The organism is Nocardioides sp., from assembly GCF_047607185.1.
Taxonomy (GTDB): domain Bacteria; phylum Actinomycetota; class Actinomycetes; order Propionibacteriales; family Nocardioidaceae; genus Nocardioides.
Genome location: NZ_JASGDQ010000132.1, coordinates 1 through 24,302, shown reverse-complemented (window position 1 = coordinate 24,302; position 24,302 = coordinate 1). Strand labels below are relative to the sequence as shown.

The 24,302-nt window shown below is 70.6% G+C and carries 26 protein-coding genes; 3 read left to right on the top strand and 23 right to left on the bottom strand.

Annotated elements, in window-relative coordinates; genetic code table 11:
• Positions 1-194 (top strand): hypothetical protein (locus QM595_RS15555; protein WP_415172487.1); only part of this gene is annotated, 194 nt, incomplete at its 5' end.
• A 238-nt stretch (positions 195-432) separates the two neighbouring features.
• Here QM595_RS15555 and QM595_RS15550 read toward each other — a convergent pair.
• From QM595_RS15550 to QM595_RS15490, 13 genes are all read right to left on the bottom strand, one after another.
• Positions 433-1,020, bottom strand: coding sequence for a DNA-3-methyladenine glycosylase (locus QM595_RS15550; RefSeq protein ID WP_415172486.1), 588 nt, complete (start codon positions 1,018-1,020; stop codon positions 433-435).
• Positions 1,017-1,151 carry a hypothetical protein gene (locus QM595_RS15545; RefSeq protein WP_415172485.1) on the bottom strand — a complete coding sequence of 45 codons (135 nt, stop codon included), beginning with the start codon at positions 1,149-1,151 and terminating at the stop codon, positions 1,017-1,019. Before QM595_RS15545 ends, QM595_RS15550 begins: the two co-directional genes overlap by 4 nt.
• Positions 1,151-2,614: an argininosuccinate lyase gene (gene argH / locus QM595_RS15540; protein ID WP_415172484.1), complete on the bottom strand. Its 1,464-nt coding sequence runs from the start codon at positions 2,612-2,614 to the stop codon at positions 1,151-1,153. Before argH ends, QM595_RS15545 begins: the two co-directional genes overlap by 1 nt.
• Positions 2,607-4,037, bottom strand: a complete 1,431-nt coding sequence (gene argG / locus QM595_RS15535) for an argininosuccinate synthase (protein WP_415172483.1) — start codon at positions 4,035-4,037, stop codon at positions 2,607-2,609. The genes argH and argG overlap by 8 nt, the downstream gene beginning before the upstream one ends.
• Positions 4,038-4,050: 13 nt before the next feature.
• Positions 4,051-4,566 carry an arginine repressor gene (locus QM595_RS15530; RefSeq protein WP_415172482.1) on the bottom strand — a complete coding sequence of 172 codons (516 nt, stop codon included), beginning with the start codon at positions 4,564-4,566 and terminating at the stop codon, positions 4,051-4,053.
• 4 nt (positions 4,567-4,570) lie between these two features.
• Entirely contained in the window at positions 4,571-5,521 is a 951-nt protein-coding gene (argF, locus tag QM595_RS15525; RefSeq protein ID WP_415172481.1) for an ornithine carbamoyltransferase, read from the bottom strand.
• Between the two features lies 1 nt (position 5,522).
• Positions 5,523-6,695, bottom strand: coding sequence for an acetylornithine transaminase (locus tag QM595_RS15520; protein ID WP_415172480.1), 1,173 nt, complete (start codon positions 6,693-6,695; stop codon positions 5,523-5,525).
• A complete protein-coding gene (argB, locus tag QM595_RS15515) occupies positions 6,692-7,582 on the bottom strand; it encodes an acetylglutamate kinase (RefSeq protein ID WP_415172479.1) in 891 nt (296 codons plus the stop codon). Before argB ends, QM595_RS15520 begins: the two co-directional genes overlap by 4 nt.
• A gap of 64 nt (positions 7,583-7,646) precedes the next feature.
• Entirely contained in the window at positions 7,647-8,810 is a 1,164-nt protein-coding gene (gene argJ, locus QM595_RS15510; protein WP_415172478.1) for a bifunctional glutamate N-acetyltransferase/amino-acid acetyltransferase ArgJ, read from the bottom strand.
• Positions 8,807-9,847: an N-acetyl-gamma-glutamyl-phosphate reductase gene (argC, locus tag QM595_RS15505; protein ID WP_415172477.1), complete on the bottom strand. Its 1,041-nt coding sequence runs from the start codon at positions 9,845-9,847 to the stop codon at positions 8,807-8,809. The genes argJ and argC overlap by 4 nt, the downstream gene beginning before the upstream one ends.
• Before the next feature lie 29 nt (positions 9,848-9,876).
• Positions 9,877-10,680 (bottom strand): ABC transporter permease, encoded by an 804-nt coding sequence (locus tag QM595_RS15500; protein WP_415172476.1) that lies wholly within the window; start codon positions 10,678-10,680, stop codon positions 9,877-9,879.
• Positions 10,677-10,910: a hypothetical protein gene (locus QM595_RS15495; RefSeq protein WP_415172475.1), complete on the bottom strand. Its 234-nt coding sequence runs from the start codon at positions 10,908-10,910 to the stop codon at positions 10,677-10,679. The genes QM595_RS15500 and QM595_RS15495 overlap by 4 nt, the downstream gene beginning before the upstream one ends.
• Complete coding sequence (locus QM595_RS15490; protein ID WP_415172474.1) at positions 10,847-11,338, bottom strand: ATP-binding cassette domain-containing protein; 492 nt, start codon at positions 11,336-11,338, stop codon at positions 10,847-10,849. Before QM595_RS15490 ends, QM595_RS15495 begins: the two co-directional genes overlap by 64 nt.
• A 138-nt stretch (positions 11,339-11,476) precedes the next feature.
• Here QM595_RS15490 and QM595_RS15485 point away from each other — a divergent pair, with 138 nt between their 5' ends.
• Together QM595_RS15485 and QM595_RS15480 are read left to right on the top strand one after the other, a co-directional pair.
• Positions 11,477-12,463, top strand: a complete 987-nt coding sequence (locus QM595_RS15485; RefSeq protein WP_415172473.1) for an ATP-binding cassette domain-containing protein — start codon at positions 11,477-11,479, stop codon at positions 12,461-12,463.
• Positions 12,463-13,317 (top strand): ABC transporter permease, encoded by an 855-nt coding sequence (locus QM595_RS15480; RefSeq protein ID WP_415172472.1) that lies wholly within the window; start codon positions 12,463-12,465, stop codon positions 13,315-13,317. The genes QM595_RS15485 and QM595_RS15480 overlap by 1 nt, the downstream gene beginning before the upstream one ends.
• A 782-nt stretch (positions 13,318-14,099) precedes the next feature.
• On the opposite strand, the gene QM595_RS15475 is transcribed toward QM595_RS15480, so the two are convergent.
• From QM595_RS15475 to infC, 10 genes are all read right to left on the bottom strand, one after another.
• Complete coding sequence (locus QM595_RS15475) at positions 14,100-16,868, bottom strand: ATP-binding protein (RefSeq protein ID WP_415172471.1); 2,769 nt, start codon at positions 16,866-16,868, stop codon at positions 14,100-14,102.
• A gap of 134 nt (positions 16,869-17,002) precedes the next feature.
• A complete protein-coding gene (gene pheT / locus QM595_RS15470) occupies positions 17,003-19,477 on the bottom strand; it encodes a phenylalanine--tRNA ligase subunit beta (RefSeq protein ID WP_415172470.1) in 2,475 nt (824 codons plus the stop codon).
• Positions 19,474-20,568 (bottom strand): phenylalanine--tRNA ligase subunit alpha, encoded by a 1,095-nt coding sequence (gene pheS / locus QM595_RS15465; RefSeq protein ID WP_415172469.1) that lies wholly within the window; start codon positions 20,566-20,568, stop codon positions 19,474-19,476. The genes pheT and pheS overlap by 4 nt, the downstream gene beginning before the upstream one ends.
• 73 nt (positions 20,569-20,641) lie before the next feature.
• Positions 20,642-21,661 carry an ATP-binding protein gene (locus QM595_RS15460; RefSeq protein WP_415172468.1) on the bottom strand — a complete coding sequence of 340 codons (1,020 nt, stop codon included), beginning with the start codon at positions 21,659-21,661 and terminating at the stop codon, positions 20,642-20,644.
• Positions 21,658-22,074: a TA system VapC family ribonuclease toxin gene (locus QM595_RS15455; protein ID WP_415172488.1), complete on the bottom strand. Its 417-nt coding sequence runs from the start codon at positions 22,072-22,074 to the stop codon at positions 21,658-21,660. Before QM595_RS15455 ends, QM595_RS15460 begins: the two co-directional genes overlap by 4 nt.
• 8 nt (positions 22,075-22,082) lie before the next feature.
• Positions 22,083-22,319: a hypothetical protein gene (locus QM595_RS15450; protein ID WP_415172467.1), complete on the bottom strand. Its 237-nt coding sequence runs from the start codon at positions 22,317-22,319 to the stop codon at positions 22,083-22,085.
• Positions 22,320-22,371: 52 nt separating this feature from the next.
• Positions 22,372-23,175, bottom strand: a complete 804-nt coding sequence (locus QM595_RS15445; protein WP_415172466.1) for a TrmH family RNA methyltransferase — start codon at positions 23,173-23,175, stop codon at positions 22,372-22,374.
• On the bottom strand, positions 23,168-23,551 hold the full coding sequence (rplT, locus tag QM595_RS15440) for a 50S ribosomal protein L20 (RefSeq protein ID WP_415172465.1): 384 nt from the start codon (positions 23,549-23,551) through the stop codon (positions 23,168-23,170). The genes QM595_RS15445 and rplT overlap by 8 nt, the downstream gene beginning before the upstream one ends.
• A 37-nt stretch (positions 23,552-23,588) precedes the next feature.
• Positions 23,589-23,783, bottom strand: coding sequence for a 50S ribosomal protein L35 (gene rpmI / locus QM595_RS15435; protein ID WP_415172464.1), 195 nt, complete (start codon positions 23,781-23,783; stop codon positions 23,589-23,591).
• Between the two features lie 42 nt (positions 23,784-23,825).
• The coding region (infC, locus tag QM595_RS15430) for a translation initiation factor IF-3 (protein ID WP_415172463.1) at positions 23,826-24,302 on the bottom strand (477 nt) is incomplete at its 5' end.

The following is a 24,302-nucleotide window of genomic DNA, read 5'->3' as shown; positions in this document are numbered from 1 at the left end:
TCAAACTCTCCATAAAAAACAAACACCCAGCCAACCCCCACAAAAAAGAAGCCAGCCAAGAAAGAAGAGATGCCCAACACAAAAACACTGACAAAAAACATCAGAATCAATGCCAAAAAACCATCAATCCACCCAAAAAAAGCGAACCGACAGGGCACAACAAACTAATTCATCGACTATTGACACACTGTTGAGTTCTCAAAAATCACACGCACACCGTGCTCACCCTCTCGGGCTTGCTGCGGGGCAACCTGCGATAACTTACCGATCTCGGTCCGCCTCGTCAACTTGGCGACTGACTGCGCCAGGTCGAGCGGGGCCGGCTGAGAGCCGGTGTCGGAGCGCACGGATCCCAAGTCGTTTGGCCTCTCAGCCCGGTTTGGGAGCCGCTTGCGGCGAGTCGGAGAACATTACACGGGGGTGTCGGGGGCATCAAATCGACGTACGTCGGCGCCGTGGTGGGGCTGCCGGACGGTAGCTCGAGACGCTCGGCTCGCCGTCGAGCCAGAACCGCCACGGCCGCTCGGGCGCCGCGCGGAGGCCGACCCGCGGACCCCTCGCGACGTTGACGACTGGCGTCTCCGGCAGCACCAGGGAGAGCTCCTCGCCGTTCACCGGAGCGCCGTTGACCGCCAGGTCGAGGTCCAGCGCTCGGCACAGTCGCGCCGGGCCCCGGGCCAGGTCCCGGCCGGGCGCTCCGGGGCGACGGGACCGGGCCAGGTCGAGCCCGTCGGTGACCTCGCCGGCTCGCAGCAGCACCGCGCCGGGCGTCCCGTCGGGGCCGACCACGACGTTGGCGCAGTAGTGCATCCCGTAGGTGAAGTAGACGTAGAGATGGCCGGCTGGCCCGAACATGACCGTGTTGCGCCGGGTCCGGCCGCGGTAGGAGTGCGACCCCGGGTCGTCGGCGCCCCCGTAGGCCTCCACCTCCGTCAGTCGAACCGTCACTCCCCTATGGGTCAGCAGCGCACCGAGCAGCCTGGGGGCGACCTCGACGGGGGTGTCGTCGAATGGCGTCACGCGCCGCCTCGCCGGAGCACGTGGTCGCGGGCGCGCTCTCGGCCGGCGGCGATCAGCTCGCCGAAGGGGTTGTCCCGTACGACGGCACGCCACTCCTCCTCGGTGGCCGCGTCCCACGGGTGGACGAGCATCAGCCGGCCCGGACCGACTGCGCGTCCCGACTGGCGGCAACCCGCCCTCGCAGCTCGGCGAGCTGCTCACGCACCCGCGCCGGAGCGGTGCCGCCGCGGCCGTCGCGCGAGGCCACCGATCCCTCGACGGTCAGCACCGCGCGCACTGCCGGCGTCAGCGACGGCGAGATCGCGGCGAACTCCTCGTCGGTGAGGGCGTCGAGCTCGACGCCGCGCGCCTCCGCCGCTCGGACGCAGGCGCCGGCGAGCTCGTGGGCGATCCGGAACGGCACTCCCTCGCGGACCAGCCACTCGGCGATGTCGGTGGCGAGCGAGAAGCCCTGTGGCGCCAGCTCGGCCATCCGGTCGGTGTCGTAGACCAGGGTCGCGATCTGCCCGGTGAAGGCCGGCAGCAGCACCTCCAGGGTGTCCACCGAGTCGAAGACCGGCTCCTTGTCCTCCTGCAGGTCGCGGTTGTAGGCCAGCGGCAGCGCCTTGAGCGTGGTCAGCAGCCCGGTCAGGTTGCCGACCAGTCGGCCCGCCTTGCCGCGCGCCAGCTCGGAGATGTCGGGGTTCTTCTTCTGCGGCATGATCGATGAGCCGGTCGACCAGGAGTCGTGCAGCGTCACGAAGCCGAACTCCTTGGTCGCCCAGAGGATGACCTCCTCGGCGATCCGGCTGACGTCCACCCCGATCTGCGCGCATACGAAGGCGAACTCGGCGACGAAGTCGCGGGAGGCGGTGCCGTCGATGGAGTTGGCGGTCGAGCCGGTGAAGCCGAGCTCGCGGGCGACCAGCTCCGGATCCAGGCCGAGGCTCTGGCCGGCCAGCGCCCCCGAGCCGTACGGCGAGTCCGACTCGACCCGGCGGCGCCAGTCGCCGAGCCGGTCGACGTCGCGCAGCAGCGCCCAGGCGTGCGCCAGCAGGTGGTGCGAGAGCAGCACCGGCTGGGCGTGCTGCAGGTGGGTCCGGCCCGGCATGACCGTGCCGATTCCGGGGGGCCCGAGGTGGGCCTCTGCCTGGGCGGCGAGCGCGTCGACCAGGTCCAGCACGAGGTCGCCGACGATGCGGGCGTGGTCGAGCAGGTAACACCGGAACAGGGTGGCGATCTGGTCGTTGCGCGACCGTCCGGCCCGCAGCTTGCCGCCGACGTCGGTGCCGACCTCCTCGATGAGCAGCCGCTCCAGCGCGCCGTGGACGTCCTCGTCGGCGGGGTCGGGCAGCAGGTCGCCGGCGGTGAAGCGATCGGCCAGCGCGTCGAGCCCGCGATGCAGCTCGGTCTCCTCGGCGGCCGTCAGCAGCCCGGCCGCGGCCAGCGCCTGGGCATGAGCGTGCGAGCCGGCGAGGTCGTAGAGGGCCAGCCGCCAGTCGAAGTGGGTCGAGCGCGAGAGCGCCTCCAGCTCCGGTGCGGGACCGCCAGCGAACCGGCCGCCCCAGAGCTTGCCCTCCCCGGTGGTGTGCACAGCGGTGCTCGAGTCAGTCAACGCCCAGCTCCATCGCGGCCTCTTCCAGCACCGTCTCCTCGTCGCCCGAGAGCTCGGGGTTGGCCGCGATCTGCTCGGCGCCGCCGGCCGGCAGCTCCCCGAACAGGGTGCCGTGCTCCACGAGCACATTGCCCTGGTCGAGCGGCTGGCCGGCGTAGGCCTCCAGCTTGGCCCGGGAGTCGGCGATGTCGAGGTTGCGCATGGTGAGCTGACCGATCCGGTCGGTGGGGCCGAAGGCGGCGTTCTCGGTGCGTTCCATGGAGAGCTTCTCGGGGTGGTAGGAGAAGTTGTCGCCCTCGGTGCGCAGCACGGTGTAGTCCTCGCCGCGGCGCAGCCGCAGCGTGACGGTGCCGGAGACCAGCGAGGCGATCCAGCGTTGGATGGACTCGCGCAGCATCAGCGCCTGCGGGTCGAGCCAGCGGCCCTCGTAGAGCAGCCGGCCGAGCTTGCGGCCCTCGTTGTGGTAGTTGGCGAGGGTGTCCTCGTTGTGGATGGCGTTGAGCAGTCGCTCGTAGGCGGTCCAGAGCAGCGCCATGCCGGGGGCCTCGTAGATGCCGCGGGACTTGGCCTCGATGATCCGGTTCTCGATCTGGTCGGACATGCCGAGGCCGTGCCGGCCGCCGATCGCGTTGGCCGCCATCACCAGGGCGACAGCATCGTCGTAGCGCGTGCCGTTGATGGCGACCGGGCGGCCCGCCTCGAAGGTGATGGCGACGTCCTCGGTCTCGATGGCGACGCTCGGGTCCCAGAACTTCACGCCCATGATCGGCTCGACGGTCTCCAGCGAGACGTCGAGGTGCTCCAGCGTCTTGGCCTCGTGGGTGGCGCCCCAGATGTTGGCGTCGGTGGAGTAGGCCTTCTCGGTCGAGTCCCGGTAGGGCAGCCCGTTGGCGACCAGCCACTCGCTCATCTCGTGTCGGCCGCCGAGCTCGGCGACGAAGTCGGCGTCGAGCCACGGCTTGTAGATGCGCAGCTCCGGGTTGGCCATCAGGCCGTAGCGGTAGAACCGCTCGATGTCGTTGCCCTTGAACGTCGAGCCGTCGCCCCAGATGTTGACGTCGTCGGACTGCATGGCGCGCACCAGGACGGTGCCGGTGACGGCGCGTCCCAGCGGCGTGGTGTTGAAGTAGGTACGCCCGGCCGAGCGGATGTGGAAGGCGCCGCAGGCGAGCGCGGCCAGGCCCTCCTCGACCAGCTGCGGCTTGATGTCCACGGCGCGGGCGATCTCGGCGCCATAGGACAGCGCGCGGGCGGGTACGCCGGAGATGTCGGGCTCGTCGTACTGCCCGATGTCGGCGGTGTAGGTGCACGGCACGGCTCCCTTGGAGCGCATCCACGCCACCGCCACCGAGGTGTCGAGGCCGCCGGAGAAGGCGATGCCGACGCGCTCGCCGACGGGAAGGGAGGTCAGGACCTTGCTCACTGGGTGTGTCTCTCTAGTCGTGGGGTTGCGCGAGTGTGAGGAGCCGCTGGGCGAGGCTATCGCCGCCGAGCGGATCGCGGGCGATGACCAGCACCGTGTCGTCGCCGGCGATGGTGCCGAGGATCTCGGGGAGCTCCGCCTTGTCCACGGCGCTCGCCAGGAACTGGGCGGCGCCCGGCGGGGTGCGGAGCACGACGAGGTTGGCGCTGGCCTCCGCGCTGACCAGCAGCTCGGCAGCACGTTGGCCGAGCCGGTGCAGCGCCGCCGCCGTGGTGTCCGGAGTGGTCGGGCGCCGGTCGCCGCCCTCGGCCGGAACGGCGTAGACCAGCGCACCGCTCGCCGCCCGGACCTTGACGGCGTCGAGCTCGACCAGGTCGCGCGACAGGGTGGCCTGGGTGACCTGCACGCCGTGCGCGGCCAGCAGGTCGGCGAGCTCGCTCTGCGAGCGCACCTGGTGGCCTGCGACCAGCTCGACGATGAGCTGGTGGCGGGCCTGCTTGGTGGCGGGTCGCAGCGCGGACTCGATCATCGGCTCAGGCTCCGTCGCCGGCGTCGTGGTCGAGGAGGAAGGCGAGGATCGCCTTCTGGGCGTGGCGCCGGTTCTCGGCCTCGTCCCACACCACGCTGCGCGGGCCGTCGAGGACGGCGGCGTCGATCTCCTTGCCGCGGTAGGCGGGCAGACAGTGCATCACGATCGCATCCGGCTTGGCGTAGGACATCAGCTCGGTGGTGACCGAGTACGGCGCGAAGACGGCCGTCCGGGCGGCGGCCTCGTCCTCCTTGCCCATGGACACCCAGGTGTCGGTGACGACGACGTCGGCCCTGGCGACGGCCTTGATCGGGTCGACCTCCCAACCGGCGCTGCCGCCGGTCTCCGCACCGATGGCGTTCGCGCGGTCGAACATCTCCTGGTGCGGCGCATAGCCCTCCGGGGCTCCGATCACCACGTGCAGGCCGGCCGTGGTGCCGGCCAGCAGCCAGGAGTTGCCCATATTGCAGGCGCCGTCTCCGACGAAGGCCACTCGCAGGCCGGTCAGGCTCTGCCCGTCCTTGGCCCGGTGCTCGCGGATCGTGAGCAGGTCGGCGAGCAGTTGACAGGGGTGGAAGTCGTCGGTGAGGGCGTTGACGACCGGCACGCCGGCATACTGCGCCATCTCGGCCAGCGCGCTCTGCGCGTAGGTGCGCCACACGATCGCGCTCACCTGGCGTCCGAGCACCCGGGCCACGTCGGCCACCGACTCGCGCTTGCCGATGTCGGCGAGCCGGCCGTCGACGGCGAGCGGGAAGCCGCCCAGCTCGGCGATGCCGGCCGAGAAGGAGGTCTGGGTGCGCAGCGTCTGCTTGTCGTAGATGGTGGCGACGGTCCGTGGGCCCGCGAGCGGGCGCGCCGCGAACGGGTCCGCCTTGAGCGTGGCCGCGAGGTCGAGCACCTGGGCCTGCTCGGCGGGGGTGAGGTCGTCGTCGCGGAGGAAGCTGCGGGTCATGTCAGAGCACCTTGTCGAGGATGGCGGGCCAGGCGGCCAGGAAGGCCGCGGCGTCGTCGGTGGTGAGCACCAGCGGCGGGGCCAGCCGGATCCGGTCGGGGGTGGCGTTGTTGACGATGAAGCCGTCGACCAGTGCCGCTGCGGCGACCTCGGCGGACCTGGCCTCGCTGAGGACGATGCCGATCAGCAGTCCCTCGCCGGTGACCTCGGTGACCCGGGGGTCGGCGATCAGTCCGTCGCGGAGCTTCTGGCCCAGCACGGTGGCGTGCTCGAGCAGGCCCTCCTCCTCGATGGTCGAGATGACCGCGAGCCCGGCCGCGCAGGCGACCGGGTTGCCGCCGAAGGTGGTGCCGTGGTTGCCGGGCTCGAGAAGCGCCGCCGCCTTGCCGAGGCCGATGGTGGCGCCGATCGGGAAGCCGCCGCCGAGTCCCTTGGCGAGCGTGACGATGTCGGGGGTGACTCCGCTGCTGGCCGAGGCCAGCCACCGGCCGGTGCGGCCCATGCCCGACTGCACCTCGTCGAGCCAGAGCAGCGCACCGTGCTCGTCGGCGATCCGCCGCGCCGCGGCCAGGAAGCCCTCCGGCGGTACGACGACCCCCGCCTCGCCCTGGATCGGCTCGATCACGATCGCGGCGGTCTCGTCGGTGACCGCTGCCGCCAGCGCGTCGGCGTCGCCGTAGGGCACGAAGTCGACCTCGCCGGGCAGCGGCTCGAACGGGGCCCGGTAGGCCTCCTTGGACGTCAGCGCCAGCGAGCCCATGGTGCGGCCGTGGAAGGAGCCGGCCATCGCGACCAGGTGGGTCCGGCCGGTGCGGCGGCTGAGCTTGAAGGCCGCCTCGTTGGCCTCGGTGCCGGAGTTGCTGAAGAACACCCGGCCCTCGCCGCCGACCAGGGCCAGCAGCCTCTCGGCGAGCACGATCTGCGGCTCGGAGGCGAAGAAGTTGGAGATGTGGCCGAGCGTGCTCAGCTGCTCGGTGACGGCGGCGACCAGTGCCGGGTGGCCGTGGCCGAGGACGTTGACGGCGATGCCGCCGAGCAGGTCGACGTACTCCTTGCCGTCGGCGTCCCAGACATGGCTGCCCCGGCCCCGGGTGAGCACGAGCTTGGGTGCGCCGAAGGTGTTCATCAGCGCTCCCTGGTAGCGCTCCTGCCACGAGTCGGGCTGGGTGGTCATCTGGTTGCCTTCCTGATCTTGGTCTCCACTCCGGGCAGGACCTGGGTGCCGATGCCCTCGTCGGTGAAGATCTCCAGCAGTACCGCGTGTGGCTCGCGGCCGTCCACCACGGTGGCTCGGGCGACGCCGCCCTGGACCGCCTGGAGGCAGGCGCCCATCTTGGGCACCATGCCGCTGGCGAGGGTCGGCATCAACGTCTCCAGCGACTCGGGGCTGATCTCCTGGATGACGTCGTCGCTGTTGCCGTAGTCGCGGTAGAGCCCCTCCACGTCGGTCAGCACGAGCAGCTTCTCGGCTCTCAGCGCGATCGCCAGCGCGGCGGCGGCGGTGTCGGCGTTGACGTTGTGGACCTGGCCGGTGACGTCGGGGGCGACGCTGGAGATGACCGGGATCCGGCCGGCCTCGATGACGTCGAGCACCGCCTCGGGGCGGACCTGGGTCACCTCGCCGACCAGGCCGAGGTCGACCTCCTCGCCGTCGACGATGGTGTTGGTCCGGCTGGCGGTGAACAGGCCGGCGTCCTCGCCGGAGAGGCCGACCGCGAGCGGGCCGTGCTGGTTGAGCAGGCCGACGAGCTCGCGCTGGACCTGCCCGACCAGCACCATCCGGACGACGTCCATGGCCTCCGGCGTGGTGACGCGCAGACCGCCGCGGAACTCGCTCTCGATGCCGAGCCGGTCGAGCATCGCCGAGATCTGCGGTCCGCCGCCGTGCACGACGACCGGCTTGAACCCGGCCAGCCGGAGGAACGCCACGTCCTCGGCGAAGGTGGTCTTCAGGTCGTCGTCGATCATGGCGTTGCCGCCGTACTTGATGACGATGATCTTGCCGTTGTACTTCTTCAGCCAGGGCAGGGCTCCTGCCAGGACCTCCGCATTGGCTCTCATCCGGGGTCCCCGTTCGCGGCGCCCGTCTCGTGGGGGGAGCGAAGCGAGCATTTGAATGGGGTGGTCATGACGAATAGGCGCTGTTCTCGTGGACGTAGGCGTGGGTGAGGTCATTGGTCCAGACGGTCGCGCTGGCGTCGCCGGACTTGAGGTCGATGGTGACGGTGACGTCGCGCTCCTCGAGGCTGATCAGCGCGGGGTCCTCGGCCGGGATCGAGTGCCGGCAGACCCAGACGCCGTTGAGGGCGACGTCGAGGTCGGCCGGGTCGAAGGCGGCCTGAGTGGTGCCGACGGAGGCCAGAATGCGACCCCAGTTCGGGTCCTTGCCGAAGATGGCCGCCTTGAAGAGGTTGGAGCGGGCGACGCTCCTGCCCACCTCGACGGCCTCCTCCTCGGAGGCGGCGTTGAGCGTGGTGATGGCGATGGAGTGGTCGGCGCCCTCGGCGTCGGCGAGCAGCTGCAGCGCCAGACTGGTGCAGACCTCGGTGAGCCTCTCGGTGAAGGTCGCCAGGTCGGGGGCGACGCCGCTGGCGCCACTGGCCATCAGCGTGACGGTGTCGTTGGTGGACATGCAGCCGTCGGAGTCGAGCCGGTCGAAGCTGACCCTGGTGGCGGCGCGCAGCGCCCGGTCCAGGTCGGCAGCGGGTACGACGGCGTCGGTGGTGATCACCACGAGCATGGTCGCGAGCGCCGGCGCGAGCATCCCGGCGCCCTTGGCCATGCCGCCGATGCTCCAGGCCTGTCCGGCCCTTCCGCCTTGGACCACGACCTGCTTGGCGACGGTATCGGTGGTCATGATCGCGTGGGCCGCGTCGTCGCCACCGTCCGCGCTCAAGGCCGCGACCGCGGCCCGGGCGCCGGCGAGCAGCGTCTCCCGGTCGTTGAGCAGCCCGATCAGGCCGGTGGAGCAGACCACCACATCGCCCGCCCCGATGCCGAGACCCGCGGCGACCACCTCGGCGGTCTGGTGCGTGGTCTGGAAGCCGTCAGGTCCGGTGTAGCAGTTGGCGCCGCCGGAGTTGAGGACGACCGCCTTGACGATGCCGTCCTTGGCGACCTCCTTGCTCCAGATGACCGGGTTAGCCTGGCAGCGGTTGGCGGTGAAGACGCTGGCGGAGTCGAAGGTGGGCCCGGTATTGACGACAAGGGCGATGTCGGGCTTGCCGGACGCCTTCAGCCCGGCGGTGACGCCGGCGGCGAGGAAGCCCTGGGGGTAGGTGACGGTCATGGCGCGAGTCCGATCGTGGTCAGGCCGGTGCCCTCGTCGAGGCCGAGCGCGAGATTCATGCACTGCACCGCCGCGCCGGCGGTGCCCTTGGTGAGGTTGTCGACGGCGCCGACGGCGACCAGCCGGCCGGCGTGCTCGTCGACGGTGACCTGGAGGTGGACGGCGTTGGCGCCGGTCACCGCCTTGGTCTGCGGCCACTGGCCCTCGGGCAGCAGGTGGACGAAGCGCTCTTCGGCGTAGGCCTTCTCGTAGGTCGTGCGGACGTCCTCGGCGGTGACGCCCGGCAGCAGCCTTGCGGTGCAGGTGGCGAGGATGCCACGCGGCATCGGCACCAGCAGCGGGGTGAAGGAGACGGTGACTCGCTCCCCGGAGGCCAGCGCGGAGAGGTTCTGGGTGATCTCCGGGGTGTGGCGGTGCGTGCCGCCGACGCCGTACGCGCTGACGCTGCTCATCACCTCGCTGCCGAGCAGATGCGCCTTGGCGGCTTTGCCCGCTCCCGAGGTGCCGGAGGCGGCGACCACGACGACGTCGTTCTCGACCAGGCCGGCGGCCACGGCAGGGGCCAGCGCCAGCGAGGAGACCGTCGGGTAGCAGCCCGGCACGGCGATCTTGGTGGCGCCGATCAGCCGGTCCCGGTTGCCCGGCAGCTCCGGCAGGCCGTAGGGCCAGGTGCCGGCGTGGGCCGAGCCGTAGAACCGCTGCCACTCCCCCGCGTCGGCGAGTCGGAAGTCGGCACCGCAGTCGATCACGACGGTGTCCTCCCCCAGTGCTGCGGCGATGGCACCGGACTGGCCGTGCGGCAGCGCGAGGAAGACCACGTCGTGTCCGCGCAGCACCTCGACCGTGGTCTCGGCCAGCACCCGGTCGGCCAGCGGCAGCAGATGGGGCTGCAGGCTGCCGAGGAGCTGTCCGGCATTGGCGGCGCCGGTGACGGCGCCGATCTCGACCTCAGGATGGGCCAGCAGCAGCCGCAGCAGCTCGCCGCCGGCGTAGCCGCTGGCGCCGGCAACGGCAACCGACTTCTTGTTCATATGCATGACTATACACGACGATGCATGACTTCCCGCTATCCCTTCGAGGACGTCAGCCGATACTGCCGGACCGAGAGCGGCACGAAGACCAGCAGGATGCCGACGATCCACAGGCAGGTGTAGAGCTCGGGGTGCTGCATCGGCCAGTCGCCGGGCGCGTCGACGCCGCCGGTGTTGCCGAACAGCTCCCGGGCCGCCTGGGTCAGGGTGGAGACGGGATTCCAGACCACCAGCGTGCGCAGCACCCCGCTGAAGGACTCGGTGGGCACGAACGCGTTGGAGACGAACGTCAGCGGCATGATCACCATGAACGAGGCGTTGTTGATGACGTCCACGCTCGGCACCAGCAGGCCCACGAAGGCCATGATCCAGCTGATCGCGTAGGCGAAGACGAGCAGCAGCAGGGCCGCGAGGATCGCGTCGAGGACGCCACCGCGGATGCGCCAGCCGACCAGCAGCCCGGTCAGCGCCATGATGACCAGCGAGATGACGTTGTAGACGACGTCGGACCCGGTCCGGCCGATCAGGACCGCCGACCGTGACATCGGCAGGGACCGGAACCGGTCGATGATCCCCTTGGTCATGTCCTCGGCGAGCGCCGCGCCGGAGAAGGTGGCGCCGAAGACGACCGTCTGCGCGAAGATGCCGCAGATCAGCCACTCCTTGTAGTTGACGCTGCCGGGCGGGTCGATGGCGCCGCCGAAGACGAAGGCGAACAGCAGCACGAACATGATCGGGCTGAGCAGGACGAAGACGAGGACCTCGGGCACCCGCTTGATCTTGATCAGGTTGCGCTGGGTCACGACCCAGCCATCACTGAGCGTGTCGATGATGCTCACTCGTCCTCCTCGGTACTGGTCTCGTCCGCCTGGTGGCCGGTGAGGCTCAGGAACACGTCATCGAGGGTGGGCCGACGCAGCCCGATGTCGTAGATCTTGATCGCGTCGCGCTCGAACTCGCCGAGGACCCGCAGCAGGTCGCCGGCGCCGGAGGCCACCGCAGCGGTCAGCTCGCGGCCGTTGTCGCCGACCCTGACCTCCTCGACCGCGACCTGGCCGAGGATGCGCACCGCCGCCTCCCGCCGGAGTAGGTCTTCGCCGGCCGGTCGGCCGCGTCGGCCAGCCCGAACCGCTCCAGCAGCTCACGCGCCCGCCGCCGGGAGCGCCCGGCGCCGAGGTGGTAGAGCCTGCCGATCATGGTGAGGTTCTCATAGCCGGTCAGGTGCTCGTCGACGGCGGCATACTGCCCCGAGAGGCCGACTCGGGAGCGCACCCCGTCCGGGTCGGCGAGCACGTCGATGCCGGCCACCGTCGCGGTGCCGGCGTCGGGCCGCAACAGCGTGGTCAGACAGCGCACCGCCGTCGTCTTGCCCGCGCCGTTGGGGCCGAGCAGCGCGAGCACGGTGCCCTCCTCGACGGACAGGTCGAGTCCGCGCAGCGCTTCCACCGACTTGTAGCGCTTGACGAGCCCATCGGCCCGGATCATCTCCCTGACCATGTGACCACGCTCTCACAGGGAGCGGACAGCATTCTTCCGCTTTTCAGGCCCGCCCGACGGCGTACTCGCTGAAAGCGCCGAAATCGACTGAAACCAGCGTGAGTGTCCAGTGAAACCGGGCTGCCCCACGCTGGGAGCATGACGAACACCAAGGACACCGACCTGGCGGTACATGCCCAGGGTCTGGTCAAGACGTTCGGGGCCAAAGGATCAGGCACCGTTCATGCGGTAGACGGCATCGACCTGCAGGTCCGCCGCGGCGAGGTCTTCGGAGTGCTCGGCCCCAATGGCGCCGGCAAGACCACCACGCTCTCCATGCTCGCGACCTTGCTCCCGATCGACGGCGGCTCCGCCTCGATCTTCGGCATCGATGTCGCCAGCCACCCCCACCAGGTGCGCCAGCTCGTCGGCGTGACCGGGCAGTACGCCTCGGTCGACGAGAACCTCACCGCGACCGAGAACCTCTACCTCTTCGGCCGGCTGCTCGGCCTGACCGGCACCGCCGCCAAGCGGACCGCCGGCGAGCTGCTGGAGCGCTTCGGGCTCACCGAGGCCGCCACCCGGCAGATCAAGGACTTCTCCGGCGGAATGCGGCGGCGCCTCGACCTGGCCGCCTCGCTGATCGCCCGGCCGCCGCTGATCTTCCTCGACGAGCCGACCACCGGCCTGGACCCGCGCACCCGCGGCCAGATGTGGGACACCATCCGCGAGCTGGTCAACCAGGGCGCGACGATCCTGCTCACCACGCAGTACCTCGATGAGGCCGACCAGCTGGCGGACCGGATCGCGGTGATCGATCGCGGCAGGAAGGTCGCCGAGGGCACCTCGGAGGAGCTGAAGTCCTCGGTCGGCAACTCGACCCTCCAGCTGCGACTCACCGACAATTCCCTCACCAGCCAGGCCGCCGGCATCGTCGAGCGGGTGCTCGGCGAGGCGCCGGTGCTCACTCCCGAGGCCGGCGGGCTGAACATCGCCCTCGCCGACGCCAACCGGGCCGGCGACGTGCTGATCGCGCTGCGGCAGGCGGACCTGTCGATCACCGCCGCGACCGTCCAGCAGCCGACCCTCGATGAGGTCTTCCTCGCCATCACCGGCCACTACAGCGAGACCGAGGAGGTCGCCTGATGACCGTCCAGACCAACATTCCCGAGACCGGGAGCCGGATCCTGCTGCCCGAGGTCGCGGTCCGCACCGCCGCCGACCTGAGCCCCCGCCCCAGCCTGCGCGACACCCTCAACCAGACGCTGGCGATGGCATGGCGGGCGCTGAAGAAGATGCGCCGCAACCCGGAGCAGTTCTTCGACGTGACGCTGCAGCCGATCCTGTTCACCGCGATGTTCACCTACATCTTCGGTGGAGCGGTGTCCGGCTCGGTCAGCGACTACCTGCCGCTGATCATCCCCGGCGTCCTCGCGCAGACCGCCCTGACCGCCTGCATGGCGACCGGCACCCAGATGCGGGAGGACATGGACAAGGGCGTCTTCGACCGGTTCCGCTCGCTGCCGATCGCCCGGATCGCGCCGTTGGCCGGTCCGATGCTCGCCGACGTGCTGCGCTACGGCATCGCGGCCACGCTGACGATCGTCGTGGGCCTCATCATGGGCTACCGCCCCGGCGGCGGCGTGCTGTTCGTGATCCTCGGCTGGCTGCTGACCGTCTTCTCCGGCTGGTGCCTGTCCTGGATCTTCGCCTGGCTGGGCACCGTGGCCCGCTCCGCCCAGGCGGTGCAGGGCATCGGCATGATGATCATGTTCCCGCTGACCTTCCTGTCCAACGCGATGGTCGACCCGAAGACCATGCCAGACTGGCTGCAGGCCTTCGTCAAGGTCAACCCGGTCTCCCACGTGGTGACCGCGGTGCGTGATCTGATGAACGACGGCCGCTTCACCGCCGAGGTCGGTTGGGCTGTCTTCGGCTGCGCACTCGTAGTGGCGATCTTCGCGCCGCTGGCGGTACGGTCCTACAGCAAGAAGGTCTGAGCAGGAGGCTCGCCGTGCCAGGGCCCGCCGGTTTACCGGTAATGGACCCTTAGGATCGTTGACATGGCGCAGGCGCCATGGCTGCCTATTGCTGACAGCAGAATAGGAACAAGGGAGCAGGCGATTGCGCTACGTTCGTGGATTAGTCGTGGGCCTGACAGCACTGGGACTGCTCTGGATAGCACCTTCGGCGCACGCAGAGGTCGAGAAGTCCGGCAACAAGACATGTCCCAACGGGTACGTCGTCATCCTCTACGGAACCGGCTCGGGAACTGTGAAATACTACTTGAAAGCAAGTCTCCGCTACACGGTCTATCACAGTTCTATCTACCAGTCGTACTGGAAGTCGACATCCCGCTCGGGGACTTGGCGGATCACCGCCTCCGGTCTGCTCGACAACGACGGCACCTATGCGACCTGTGCTCTGGCGAGTGCCTCACGGATAACGCCAGATGTGCCTTGACGCAGGCTCGCCCTTGCATCGGGTGACGGTTCATTTCAATGGTCGCCCAAGGATTGACGATGCAGGCGTCAGGGACCTGCTGGACGGATTGGCGGACCTAGAGCCGACATTCATCTCGGTCGGCGGAGAGACTGTTCTTACCATGCTTATTGGCGGAGAGCACCTGGGCAGGGCTGTTATAGAAGTCGTGAGCATGGCAATAGAACTGTTCCATGGGGAAGTAAAGCGCGTTGTCGCCGAGGTCGTCTCTTGAGCAGAAGAGATATGAACAAGGATCGGTCGTTGGGTCCCTGAATTCAGCCGCCCCGACCAACGCACCTCACTGGAGCTGCGCGAGCACGGCACGGACCGGCTCGCGCAGTTCGGTCGCATCGGCGTCGCCGATCTCGGCAGGCGTCACCAGGCTGGTCGCCCAGTCCCAGTCGAACGAGGGCAGCAGCCGACTGAACGCGAATCTGTCGGCATAGGCCAGCAGTACGGCGGCCGCCTCCTTGTCGCCGTACGACGCCTCCCACACCGCGAGCGCGAACAGCACGCAGCCGAAGATCGGCACGTCGGGGAAGCCGTCCCGCTCGGTTGACCGGGCGACCTTGGCGATCAGCGAGTCCCGCACCTGCTCGGCTCGCTCGTGGTGCCGGACGCTCGCGGCCAGCAGCGCCGCCTGCGGATAGAGCACCCACGGCTCGAAGCCCGGTGGCAGTGCGAGGCCGGGGATGCCGCGCGCGCCCATCTCCGCGACCGCGGTGGCATAGGCCGCCAGCCCGGCCGCAACCTCGCCACGTGCCAGCAGCAGTTCCGCCCGGCCGCAGGCCAGCGACACGCCGCCGCCGAAGACGGACCGGGCGCCCTCCTCGCGCTCGACCTCGGCAAGGGTCCGCTCGGCCTCGTCCAGTCGGCCTCGCCGTAGGTCCAGGATGGCGAGCGCGGCCCGAGTCTGGCTGTGGTCCTCGTAGGCGCCCAGCGCCCACAGGTCGGGCAGCGCGGCCGCGGCCAGTCGGCGGGCCTCCTCCACGTCACCGGCGTTGGCGGCGAAGCCCGACAGCTGCGTCGTCAGCGCGGTGCGCATCCACGGCCCCTCGTCGTCGCCGCACAGCTCGAGCGCGCGGCGGGTCAGCTCGCAGGCGGCGTCGAGGTCGCCGCGGTTCTCGTAGGCGTGAGCGATCCACATCCGCGCCAGCCGGGCGACCTGCCGGTCCGGGTCATCGACCAGCTCCTCAAGGTTGCCCAGATCGGTGCCGAACATGCCGTCCGCACCGCCCTCGCTCATGATCCGGACCATCGCGGCGATCTGCGGGTCGTCACCCGTTCCCAGCTCACGCAGCCGGTCGAGACCGGGGCCGCCGAGGGTACCCCGGAAGATCGCGCCGTTGCCGACCGAGGAGGCCAGGCAGGAGCGGGCCGCGTCGGCGAGCTCTGACGGGATCTCGCTGCCCAGCAGCAGGTCCTCGACGGCCTGGGACATCCCCATCACCTTCAGATGGCTGCCCTCGATCATCCAGAACCACGACAGCGTGGAGAAGATCGGCGCCACCACGGTCACGTCGGCGTCGGCGAGGCCGCGCCGGGCCACGTCGACGAGATTGCCCTCCTCGGTCCGGATCTGCCGCATGGCGAGGATCTGGTCCGGGGTGTTGAGCCGCCGGCCGACCAGCGTGGCGAGATCGACCGCCCAGGCCCGCAGCCGCTGCTCGGCCCCGGCGTCGTCGCCGGCGTCGACCAGCTGCATCCGGCCGAACTCGCGCACCGTCTCGAGCAGTCGGTAGCGGATCTCGCCGTCGCTCTCGCGGACCACCACCAGCGACTGCGCGGCGAGCGCCAGCACCAGGTCGAGGGAGTCCTGGCCGAGCACCGCCGTGGCGCCCTCCAGCGAGAAGCCGTCCCGGAAGACCGCGAGCCGCCGCAGCGCGACTCGCTCCTCCTCGCCGAGCAGGTTCCACGACCAGTCGATGACGGCCAGCAGGGTCTGGTGCCGCTCCGGGGCGTCGCGGCTGCCGCCGCGCAGCAGCGCGAACCGGTTGTCCAGGCGCCGAGCGATCTCGGTGACGCTCATCGCCCTGACCTTGGCGGCAGCCAGCTCGACGGCCAACGGGAGGCCGTCGAGCCTTTCGACGAGCTCGCGCACCTCCTTCTCGACCAGCACGACGCCCGGGCGGGCCGCCACGGCGCGCTCCGTGAAGAGCCTCAGCCCGTCATCGGTGGAGAGCTCGGGGAGCAGGTAGACCCGCTCGGCCGAGAGGCCGAGCGGTGTGCGGGTGGTCGTCAGCACGGTCAGTGCGGGAGTGCGGGACAGCAGCGCGGAGACCAGGTCGGCGACGGCCTCGACGAGGTGCTCGCAGTTGTCGAGGACGAGCAGCGACGGGACGGTGCCCACGGCATCGACGATCCGGGCGAGCAGGTCGGCGCCGCGCAGCGCGATCGCGTCACGCAGCGTCACCGACTCCCGTACGCCGAGGACGTCGGCGACCTCGACGGCGACGCCGTCGGCCGAGGTCACGCCGGCGAGCTCGACGAAGTGCACCGCCGGCTGCTCGGCCTGGCGCGCCAGCAGGTGCGCCAGCCGGGTCTTGCCGAGGCCGCCGGCTCCTACGATGGAGACCAGTCGGTGGCCCTTGACCAGCACCTGCAGGGCCGCCACGTCCGCGTCCCGGCCGATGAGCCGGTCGGCGTCGTAGTGGACCCCGGAGCGAACCGGCCGGTCGCGGGCCAGCAGCTCGGCGTGGAGGCCGCGCAGCGCGGGCGACGGGTCGACGCCGAGCCGGTCGGCCAGGTCCTCGCGGTAGGCCTCGTAGCGCTCCAGCGCCGCCGGCACGCCCTGGACCGCTGCCACGGCGCGGAGCAGCGCGGCCACGACGTCGTCGTCGGCCTCGGCCCTCTCGAGCAGCGGCAGCGCCTCGGCGTACCTGCCCTCGGCGGCGAGCCGCAGCCCCTCGGGCCGCAGCGCCCAGGCGTCGACGGCGGCTGCCTCGAGCGCCAGCCGGTAGCCCCGGCTGGTCCGCTCGATCGCCTCCGGGGAGGTGGCGCCGCGGGCCCGGGAGACCACGACCTGCAGCGCCTTGGTCGGGTTGGCCGGCGGCTCGTCGGCCCACACCTCCTCGGCCAGTGCCTCCTCGCTCAGCCCCCGGCTGCCGGCGGCGACCAGGGCGCGGAGCAGCGCGTGCGTCCGCTCACCGGGAACCGGCCTGCCGTCCCAGGTGACCTCGTCGAGGACCTCCAGCCGGACGCTCAGCGTTGGACCGCTCCCGTGAGCTCGGTCGCCCGGGTGACCGCCGCGTCGCGGGCGCTGCCTGCCTCGCCCTCGGCCAGCGTTCGATCGGCGGCGCGGAAGCGGAGCGCGAAGGCGAGCGACTTCTTGCCGGCGCCGACCTGCTCGCCGGTGTAGACGTCGAAGAGCCGCACCGACTCCAGCAGCTCGCCGGCGCCCTCGCGCAGCGCCGCCTCGACCTCGGCGGCGCTCACCGAGGCGTCGACGACCAGCGCGACGTCCTCCTTGGCCACCGGGAAGGTGGAGAACTCGGGGCTGGCGACCCTCTCCGGCGCCACGCTGATCAGGGTGTCCAGGTCGATGACCACCGCTGCGCTGCGCGCCGGCAGCCCGAAGGCGGCACACACCTTCGGGTGCAGCTCCCCCGCGAACCCGAGGGTCGTCTCGCCGGCACTGATCCTTGCGCAGCGGCCCGGGTGCCAGGGCATCACCGTGGCCGACTCGACCTCGACCTCAAGGCCCAGCTCGTCGGCCACCCGGCGGGCGAGCGCGACCGCGTCGGCCCAGTCGACCTCGCGGGCCGGGCCCCACCAGCCGCCGCGCTCGCGCTCGCCGGCCAGTACCACGCCCAGCTCGGTCCACTGCACCGGGATCGCGGCGTACAGCGCCTCCAGCTCGGCCTCGGTAGGCCGCCGGTCGACGCCGTAGATCGGCGCGGCCAGGTCGCTCGGCACGGCCACGGTGCCGGTCTCGAAGACGGCCACTCCCGGCTGGCCCCGCGAGATGTTGCGGGCGGCCTGTCGCAGCAGCCCGGGCAGCAGCGTGGTGGTGTAGGCGGGCTCCTCGGCGCTGAGCGGGTTGGCGAGCCGGACGGTACGACGACGCGGGTCGTCGGGTGGCAGGCCGAGCTGGTCGAAGGTCGCCTCGCCGACGAACGGGAAGCTGACCACCTCGACGCAGCCGGCACCGGCCAGGGTCCGGCCGATCCGGCGGCGCAGCCGCTGCGCCCGGGTCAGGCCGCGCCCGGTGGCGCGGCGGGGCAGCACCGAGGGGACCTGGTCGTAGCCGACCACGCGGACGACCTCCTCGACCAGGTCGTAGGGGTCGGTCAGGTCCGGGCGGTAGGTCGGGATGGTGGCGGTCAGCTGCTCGCCGGACACGACGACCTGACAGCCGACCGCCGTCAGCACCTGCGCGACCGCCTCGGGGGCGATGTCGATGCCGGAGATCCGGGCCGGCAGATCGGTCCGCATCGAGACCGTCCACGGCCGGGGGAACTCCCCCGCCACGGTGACGCCCGCGTCGGCGGTGCCGCCGGCGAGCTCGACCAGCAGGTCGACCACCCGCTGCGCGGCGATCGGCGGCAGCAGCGGGTCGACGCCGCGCTCGAAGCGCTTGCTGGCCTCGGAGGGCAGCTTGTGGCGCCGCTGCGCCCGGAAGATCGTGGTCGGGTCGAAGTGGGCGGCCTCGACGACGATGTCGGTGGTGGTCGCGGACACCTCGGTCGAGGCGCCGCCCATCACGCCGGCGATGCCGATCGGGCCGTTGTCGTCGGCGATGACCAGGTCCTCGGCCGACAGCACCCGGGCGGCGTCGTCGAGAGTGGTGATCCTCTCCCCCTCGGCCGCCCGGCGGACCACGATCGCACCGGCCAGCTCGGCGCGGTCGTAGCAGTGGTTGGGCTGGCCGAGCTCCAGCATGACGTAGTTGGAGATGTCGACCGGCAGCGAGATCGAGCGCATCCCGGCCTGCTCCAGGCGTCGGCGCATCCAGTCGGGGGTCGGCGCGGTGGCGTCGACGCCGCTGACCGTTCGGGCGACGAAGACCGGGCACCCGGCGGGGTCCTCGATGCGGACCGGGTAGCCGGCGTCGTCGGCCACCGGAGCGGTGAGTTGGGCCGGATCGGCGAAGGTCCGGGAGAAGCCGAGAGCAGCCTCACGGGCGATGCCCCGCAGACTCAGGGCATAGGCCCGGTCGGGGTTGATCTCGAACTCGATGACCTCCTCGCCGAAGCCGAGGACCGGCCGGGCGTCCTGGCCGGGCTCGCCGGCGTCGGGCGGCAGCACGATGATGCCATCGTGGTCCTCGCCGATGCCGAGCTCACGGGCCGAGCAGATCATGCCGGCGCTGAGGTGCCCGTAGGTCTTGCGGGCGCTGATCTCGAAGCCGCCGGGAAGCACGCCTCCAGGAAGGACCACGACGACCAGGTCGCCCGGCTTGAAGTTGTGGGCGCCGCAGACGATGCCCTGGGGCTCGCCGGTGCCGTTGGCGTCCCCGACGTCGACGGTGCACCAGTTGATGGTCTTGCCGTTCTTCTGCGGCTCGGGCTCCATGGTCAGCACCTGGCCGATCACCAGCGGCCCGGTGATGTCGCCGCCGGCGACCTCGATCGCCTCCAGCTTGAGGCCGAGCGCGGTGAGCCGGTCGGTGAGCGCCTCGGTGCCGACGCCGTCGAGGTCGACGTACTCCTTGATCCAGGAGACGGGGGCCTTCACAGTTCACTCCCGAATGCCGTGGTGAAGCGGACGTCGCCCTCGAAGAGCGTGCGCAGGTCGGAGAGGCCGGTGCGGAACATCAGCGTGCGGTCGATGCCCATGCCGAACGCGAAGCCGGAGTAGCGCTCGGGGTCGACGCCGCAGGCGATGAGCACCCGGGGGTTGACGATGCCGCAGCCGCCCCACTCGATCCAGCCCTCGCCCTTGCAGGTGCGGCAGCCGTCCCCGGCCCCGCGGCAGACGAAGCAGGTCAGGTCGACCTCGGCGGAGGGCTCGGTGAAGGGGAAGTACGACGGCCGGAACCGGGTGACGATGCCCTCGCCGAACATCTGGCCGGCGAAGTGGTCCAGGGTGCCCTTGAGATGGGCCATCGAGATGCCCTCGTCGATGGCCAAGCCCTCGACCTGGTGGAACATCGGGCTGTGGGTGGCGTCGTACTCGTCGGCGCGGAAGACCCGGCCGGGCGCGACGATGTAGATGGGCGGGGTGCGGGTGAGCATGGTGCGCGCCTGCACCGGACTGGTCTGGGTGCGCAACACCAGATGGTGGTCGACCGGCTCGGTCCAGACGGTGTCCTGCGTGGTCCGGGCCGGGTGGTCGGGACCGAGGTTGAGTGCGTCGAAGTTGAGCCACTCCGCCTCGATGACCGGGCCCTCGGCGACCTCCCAGCCCATCGCCACGAAGATGTCGGCGATCAGTTCGGCGCCGGTGGTCAGCGGATGACGACCGCCCGCCGGCAGCCGGTCGGTGGGGAGGGTGACGTCGACCGCCTCCTCCACCAGGATGCGGGCCTCGTGCTCGGCCTCGAGCACGCTCTGCCGCTCGGCCAGCGCCTTGCTCACCGCACCCCGGGCCTGGCCGATGCGCTGGCCGGCCTCCTTGCGGGCCGCCGGCGGCAGCGCGCCGATCTCCCGGTTGGCGAGCGCCAGCGGGGAGCGGTCGCCGGCATGGTCGAGCCGCACCTGCTTCAGCTCCTCCAGGGTCGTGGCATCGGCGATCGCCGCCAGGGCCGCGCTCACCGCGCTCTCCACCTCCTCAGGCTTCAAGGTGGTGACCTCCACAGGGTCGTAGTCGGTGTTCGGGCCGGACATCGGTGCCTTTCGGTGCAGGGTGCGTCGCCCAGTCTAGGAAGCGGGGTACGTCGGGGGCGAACCGGTTAGAGCGTCAGCTCGCCGGGGAGTCGGCCTCGACCGGCCAGGTGGTCTCGACCCGAGCGCCGCCGGCCGCCGACTCGCCGATGGTCACGGTGCCGCCGTGGGCCTTGACCAGACCGCCGACGAGGTAGAGGCCCAGTCCTGAGCCGGTCCCGCCGCCCTTCCAGAACTTGGTGAAGACCCGCCGTCGCAGCTCCGGCGGGATGCCGTCGCCCTCGTCCTCCACGCTCAGGCTGACGTGATCCGCGCTCGCCGTCAGCCGCACCGTGACGGTGCCCTCGCCGTGGCGGACGCCGTTCTCGACCAGGTTCGTGACGACCTGGGTGACCTTGTCGGGGTCGACCGTGACGGCGGGCAGGTCCTCGGCAGCCTCGAGCACCACCGGGCGCGAGGTCGAGTGGCTCACCGACGCCACCACCCGCTCGGCAAGGACGCGCAGGTCGCTGGGACGTGGGTGGAGCTGGAGCCGGCCGGTGTCGAGCCGGGCGACGTCGAGCAGCTCGCCGATCAGCCGGGAGAGCCGGTCGGCGTCGACGTGGGCGGTGGTCAGCATGAGCTTCTTCTGCTCGTCGTTGAGCCGGTCCCAGCGGTTGAGCAGGGCCTGCACGAAGCCCTTGACGCCGGTCAGCGGGCTGCGCAGCTCGTGGGCGAGGGTGGCGACCAGGTCGGAGCGCTCCCGGTCGAGCCGCTCCCGGCCGCGGCCACTGCGGATCGTGATGGCGACGCCGGTCACCGGACCACCGCGTGGCTCGCGCAGGATGCGGGCGTGGGTGAGCACCTCGGTGCCGTCGGGAAGCAGCCAGGACTGCTCCGGGATGCCGGTGCGGGTCCGCAGACCGGCGTAGGGCCGGTTGAGGACGGTCCAGCCCTGGCCGTCGGTGTCCTGGAGCAGGAGTACGTCGGCGAGCGGCGCTCCGACCGGGTCCGCGACGCCCAGCATCGACCGGGCGGCGGCGTTGGCCACGGTGACGGTGCCATCGGCGCCGGCCAGGACGACGCCGTCGGGCAACGTGTCGAGCGGATCCGTCACAACACCACCAGGTGCTCCGGCGTCGCCCCGACTACAGCACCGAGGGGGACCTGCCGGTCGAAGGTCGCGAATCGGCCGCCATGGCGAACTGCGAGGGCCAACAGATAGAGGTCGGTGACCTGGCTCGGCGCCAACACCTGCTTGGGATCGACGAGCGATTTGTCGGCCAGGCTGATGCCGGACTCCCAGAAGCGGTGATGATCGGTGGCCTTCGCGGACACCAGTCGCTCGATGGCGACGCGAATGGGGACGGGGTTGGTGTAGCCGGACTGGCTGATGATACGCACGAAGCCGTTCTCGGTCAGGGCGCACGAGGCCCAGCCGGCCGCCTCGTTCTCCAGAAGCCAGGCGCGAGCCGCGGCATGTTGGACGTGGTCGACATCGAGCAGCGCGAGCAGCACATTGACGTCCAACAGCGCCCTCAAGCGCCGATCTCCTCGCGGATCTTGTCGATCATCTCGTTGGTGACGATGCCTCCCCGCGACGGGATCGGCCGGAATCCCATGAACTCCTCGGGCTCGGCGAAGTCGGCGTCGCGTCCGATCAGTGCGGCTCGGGCCAGATCCGAGACCACGGCACCGACGGAGCGCTTCTCGTGGCGCGCACGCTCGCGCGCCACCTGCAGCACGTCATCGTCGATCTCCAGCGTCGTCCTCACACACCTGATGCTAACGCATCTCATGCGGTGGCTTCGATCTCTCCGCTGCAGTTCAGCGCCGCTGGGCGCAGGCGCTGGCGTAGAGGCAGACAGCGGCCGCGGTCGAGAGGTTGAGCGACTCGGCCCGGCCGTAGATCGGGATACTGACGACCCGGTCGGCGAGGTCTCCCAGCTCTGCCGGGATGCCCCGGGCCTCGTTGCCGAACAGCCACGCGGTGGGGCCGCTCAGGTCGGTCTCGAAGAGACTCTCGCCGGCCATGTCGGCGGCCAGCACAGTGAGCCCGGCCTGCTGTGCCCGTCGTACGGCGGCGGCCGGGTCGGGCTCGACGACGACCGGCAGGTGGAACAGGCTGCCGACCGAGGCGCGGACCGTCTTGGGGTTGTAGAGGTCGACGCTGTCGCCGGCCAGCACGACGGCGTCGGCGCCGGCCGCGTCGGCACAGCGGATGACGGTGCCGGCGTTGCCGGGGTCGCGGACGTCGGCGCAGATCGCCACCAGGGTCGACTCGGGACCTCTCGAGGGGCCATCAGAGACCTCTCGGGGGGCCATCGGGGACCTCTCGGCGAGGAAGCGGCACAGGGCCACCACGCCGGCGGGGGTGACCGAGTCGGAGAGCCCGGCCAAGGCGCGGTCGTCGACCAGCGTCACGGGGGCGTCACCGAGCACGCCGGCGTACCGCATCGCGGCGGCGGGCGTCGCGAAGACCTCGATGACGCAGCCGGGCACGCCGAGCGCGCCCTCGACGGCCTTCGGGCCGTCGGCAAGGAAAAGCCGCCGCTCGGTGCGGACCGAGCGGCGGCTGAGCTTCCGGAGCTCCTTCAGGCGAGCGTTGGACGCCGAAAGAGGCTCAGGCACTGACCGGGGCGTTGACATCCTCGGGGAGCGCGGCCTTGGCCTGTTCGACGAGTGCGTTGAACGCCGCCACGTCGTTGACGGCGAGCTCGGCGAGGATCTTGCGGTCGACCTCGACGCCGGCCAGGCCGAGGCCCTGGATGAACCGGTTGTAGGTCAGGCCCTGCGCCCGCGCTGCGGCGTTGATGCGCTGGATCCACAGCCGACGGAAGTTGCCCTTGTTCTTGCGGCGGTCGTTGTAGGCGTAGACCAGGGAGTGGGTGACCTGCTCCTTGGCCTTGCGGTAGAGCCGCGAGCGCTGGCCGCGGTAGCCCGAGGCCCGCTCCAGGGTGACGCGCCGCTTCTTGGCGGCGTTGACTGCGCGCTTGACGCGTGCCATCTCTCTTCTCCTTCTTAAAAGCTTGGAATAAGGCGGGTCAGCGACCCAGCAGCTTCTTCACGCGCGAGACGTCGTTGGCGGCGACCTCGACGGTGCCCGTCATCCGACGGGTGACGTTGGAGGCCTTCTTCTCGAGGTTGTGGCGCTTGCCGGCCTTCTGGCGAAGGATCTTGCCGGAGCCGGTCACGCGGAAGCGCTTGCCGGCACCGGAGTGGCTCTTGTTCTTCGGCATCTCGTGTCTCTCTCTCGGAACAGTGAAAACAGTGGGGCGGACCTACAGGTCGATGTCCGCGTCGAGCGCCTCGTTGCGGCGCTTCTCCTTCTTCTGGGCGACCGGCCGCTCGGCGTTGGCGGCGGTGCGCTCGGCCTGCTCCGCGGCGGCATCGGCAGCGCGCTCGGCGGCCTTCTCCTCCTTGGCGGCCTGCTGCTCGACCTTGGCGTCGGCCTTCTTCTTCGTCGGGCCGAGCACCATGATCATGTTGCGGCCGTCCTGCTTCGGGGCGGACTCGACGAAGCCCAGCTCCGAGACGTCCTCGGCCAGCTTCTGCAGCAGCCGGAAGCCCAGCTCGGGACGGTGCTGCTCGCGGCCGCGGAACATGATGGTGATCTTCACCTTGTCGCCGGCCTTGAGGAACCGCTCGACGTGACCCTTCTTGGTGTCGTAGTCGTGCTGGTCGATCTTGGGACGAAGCTTCATCTCCTTGATGATCACGTTCGTCTGGTTGCGGCGCGCGTCACGGGCCTTCTGGGC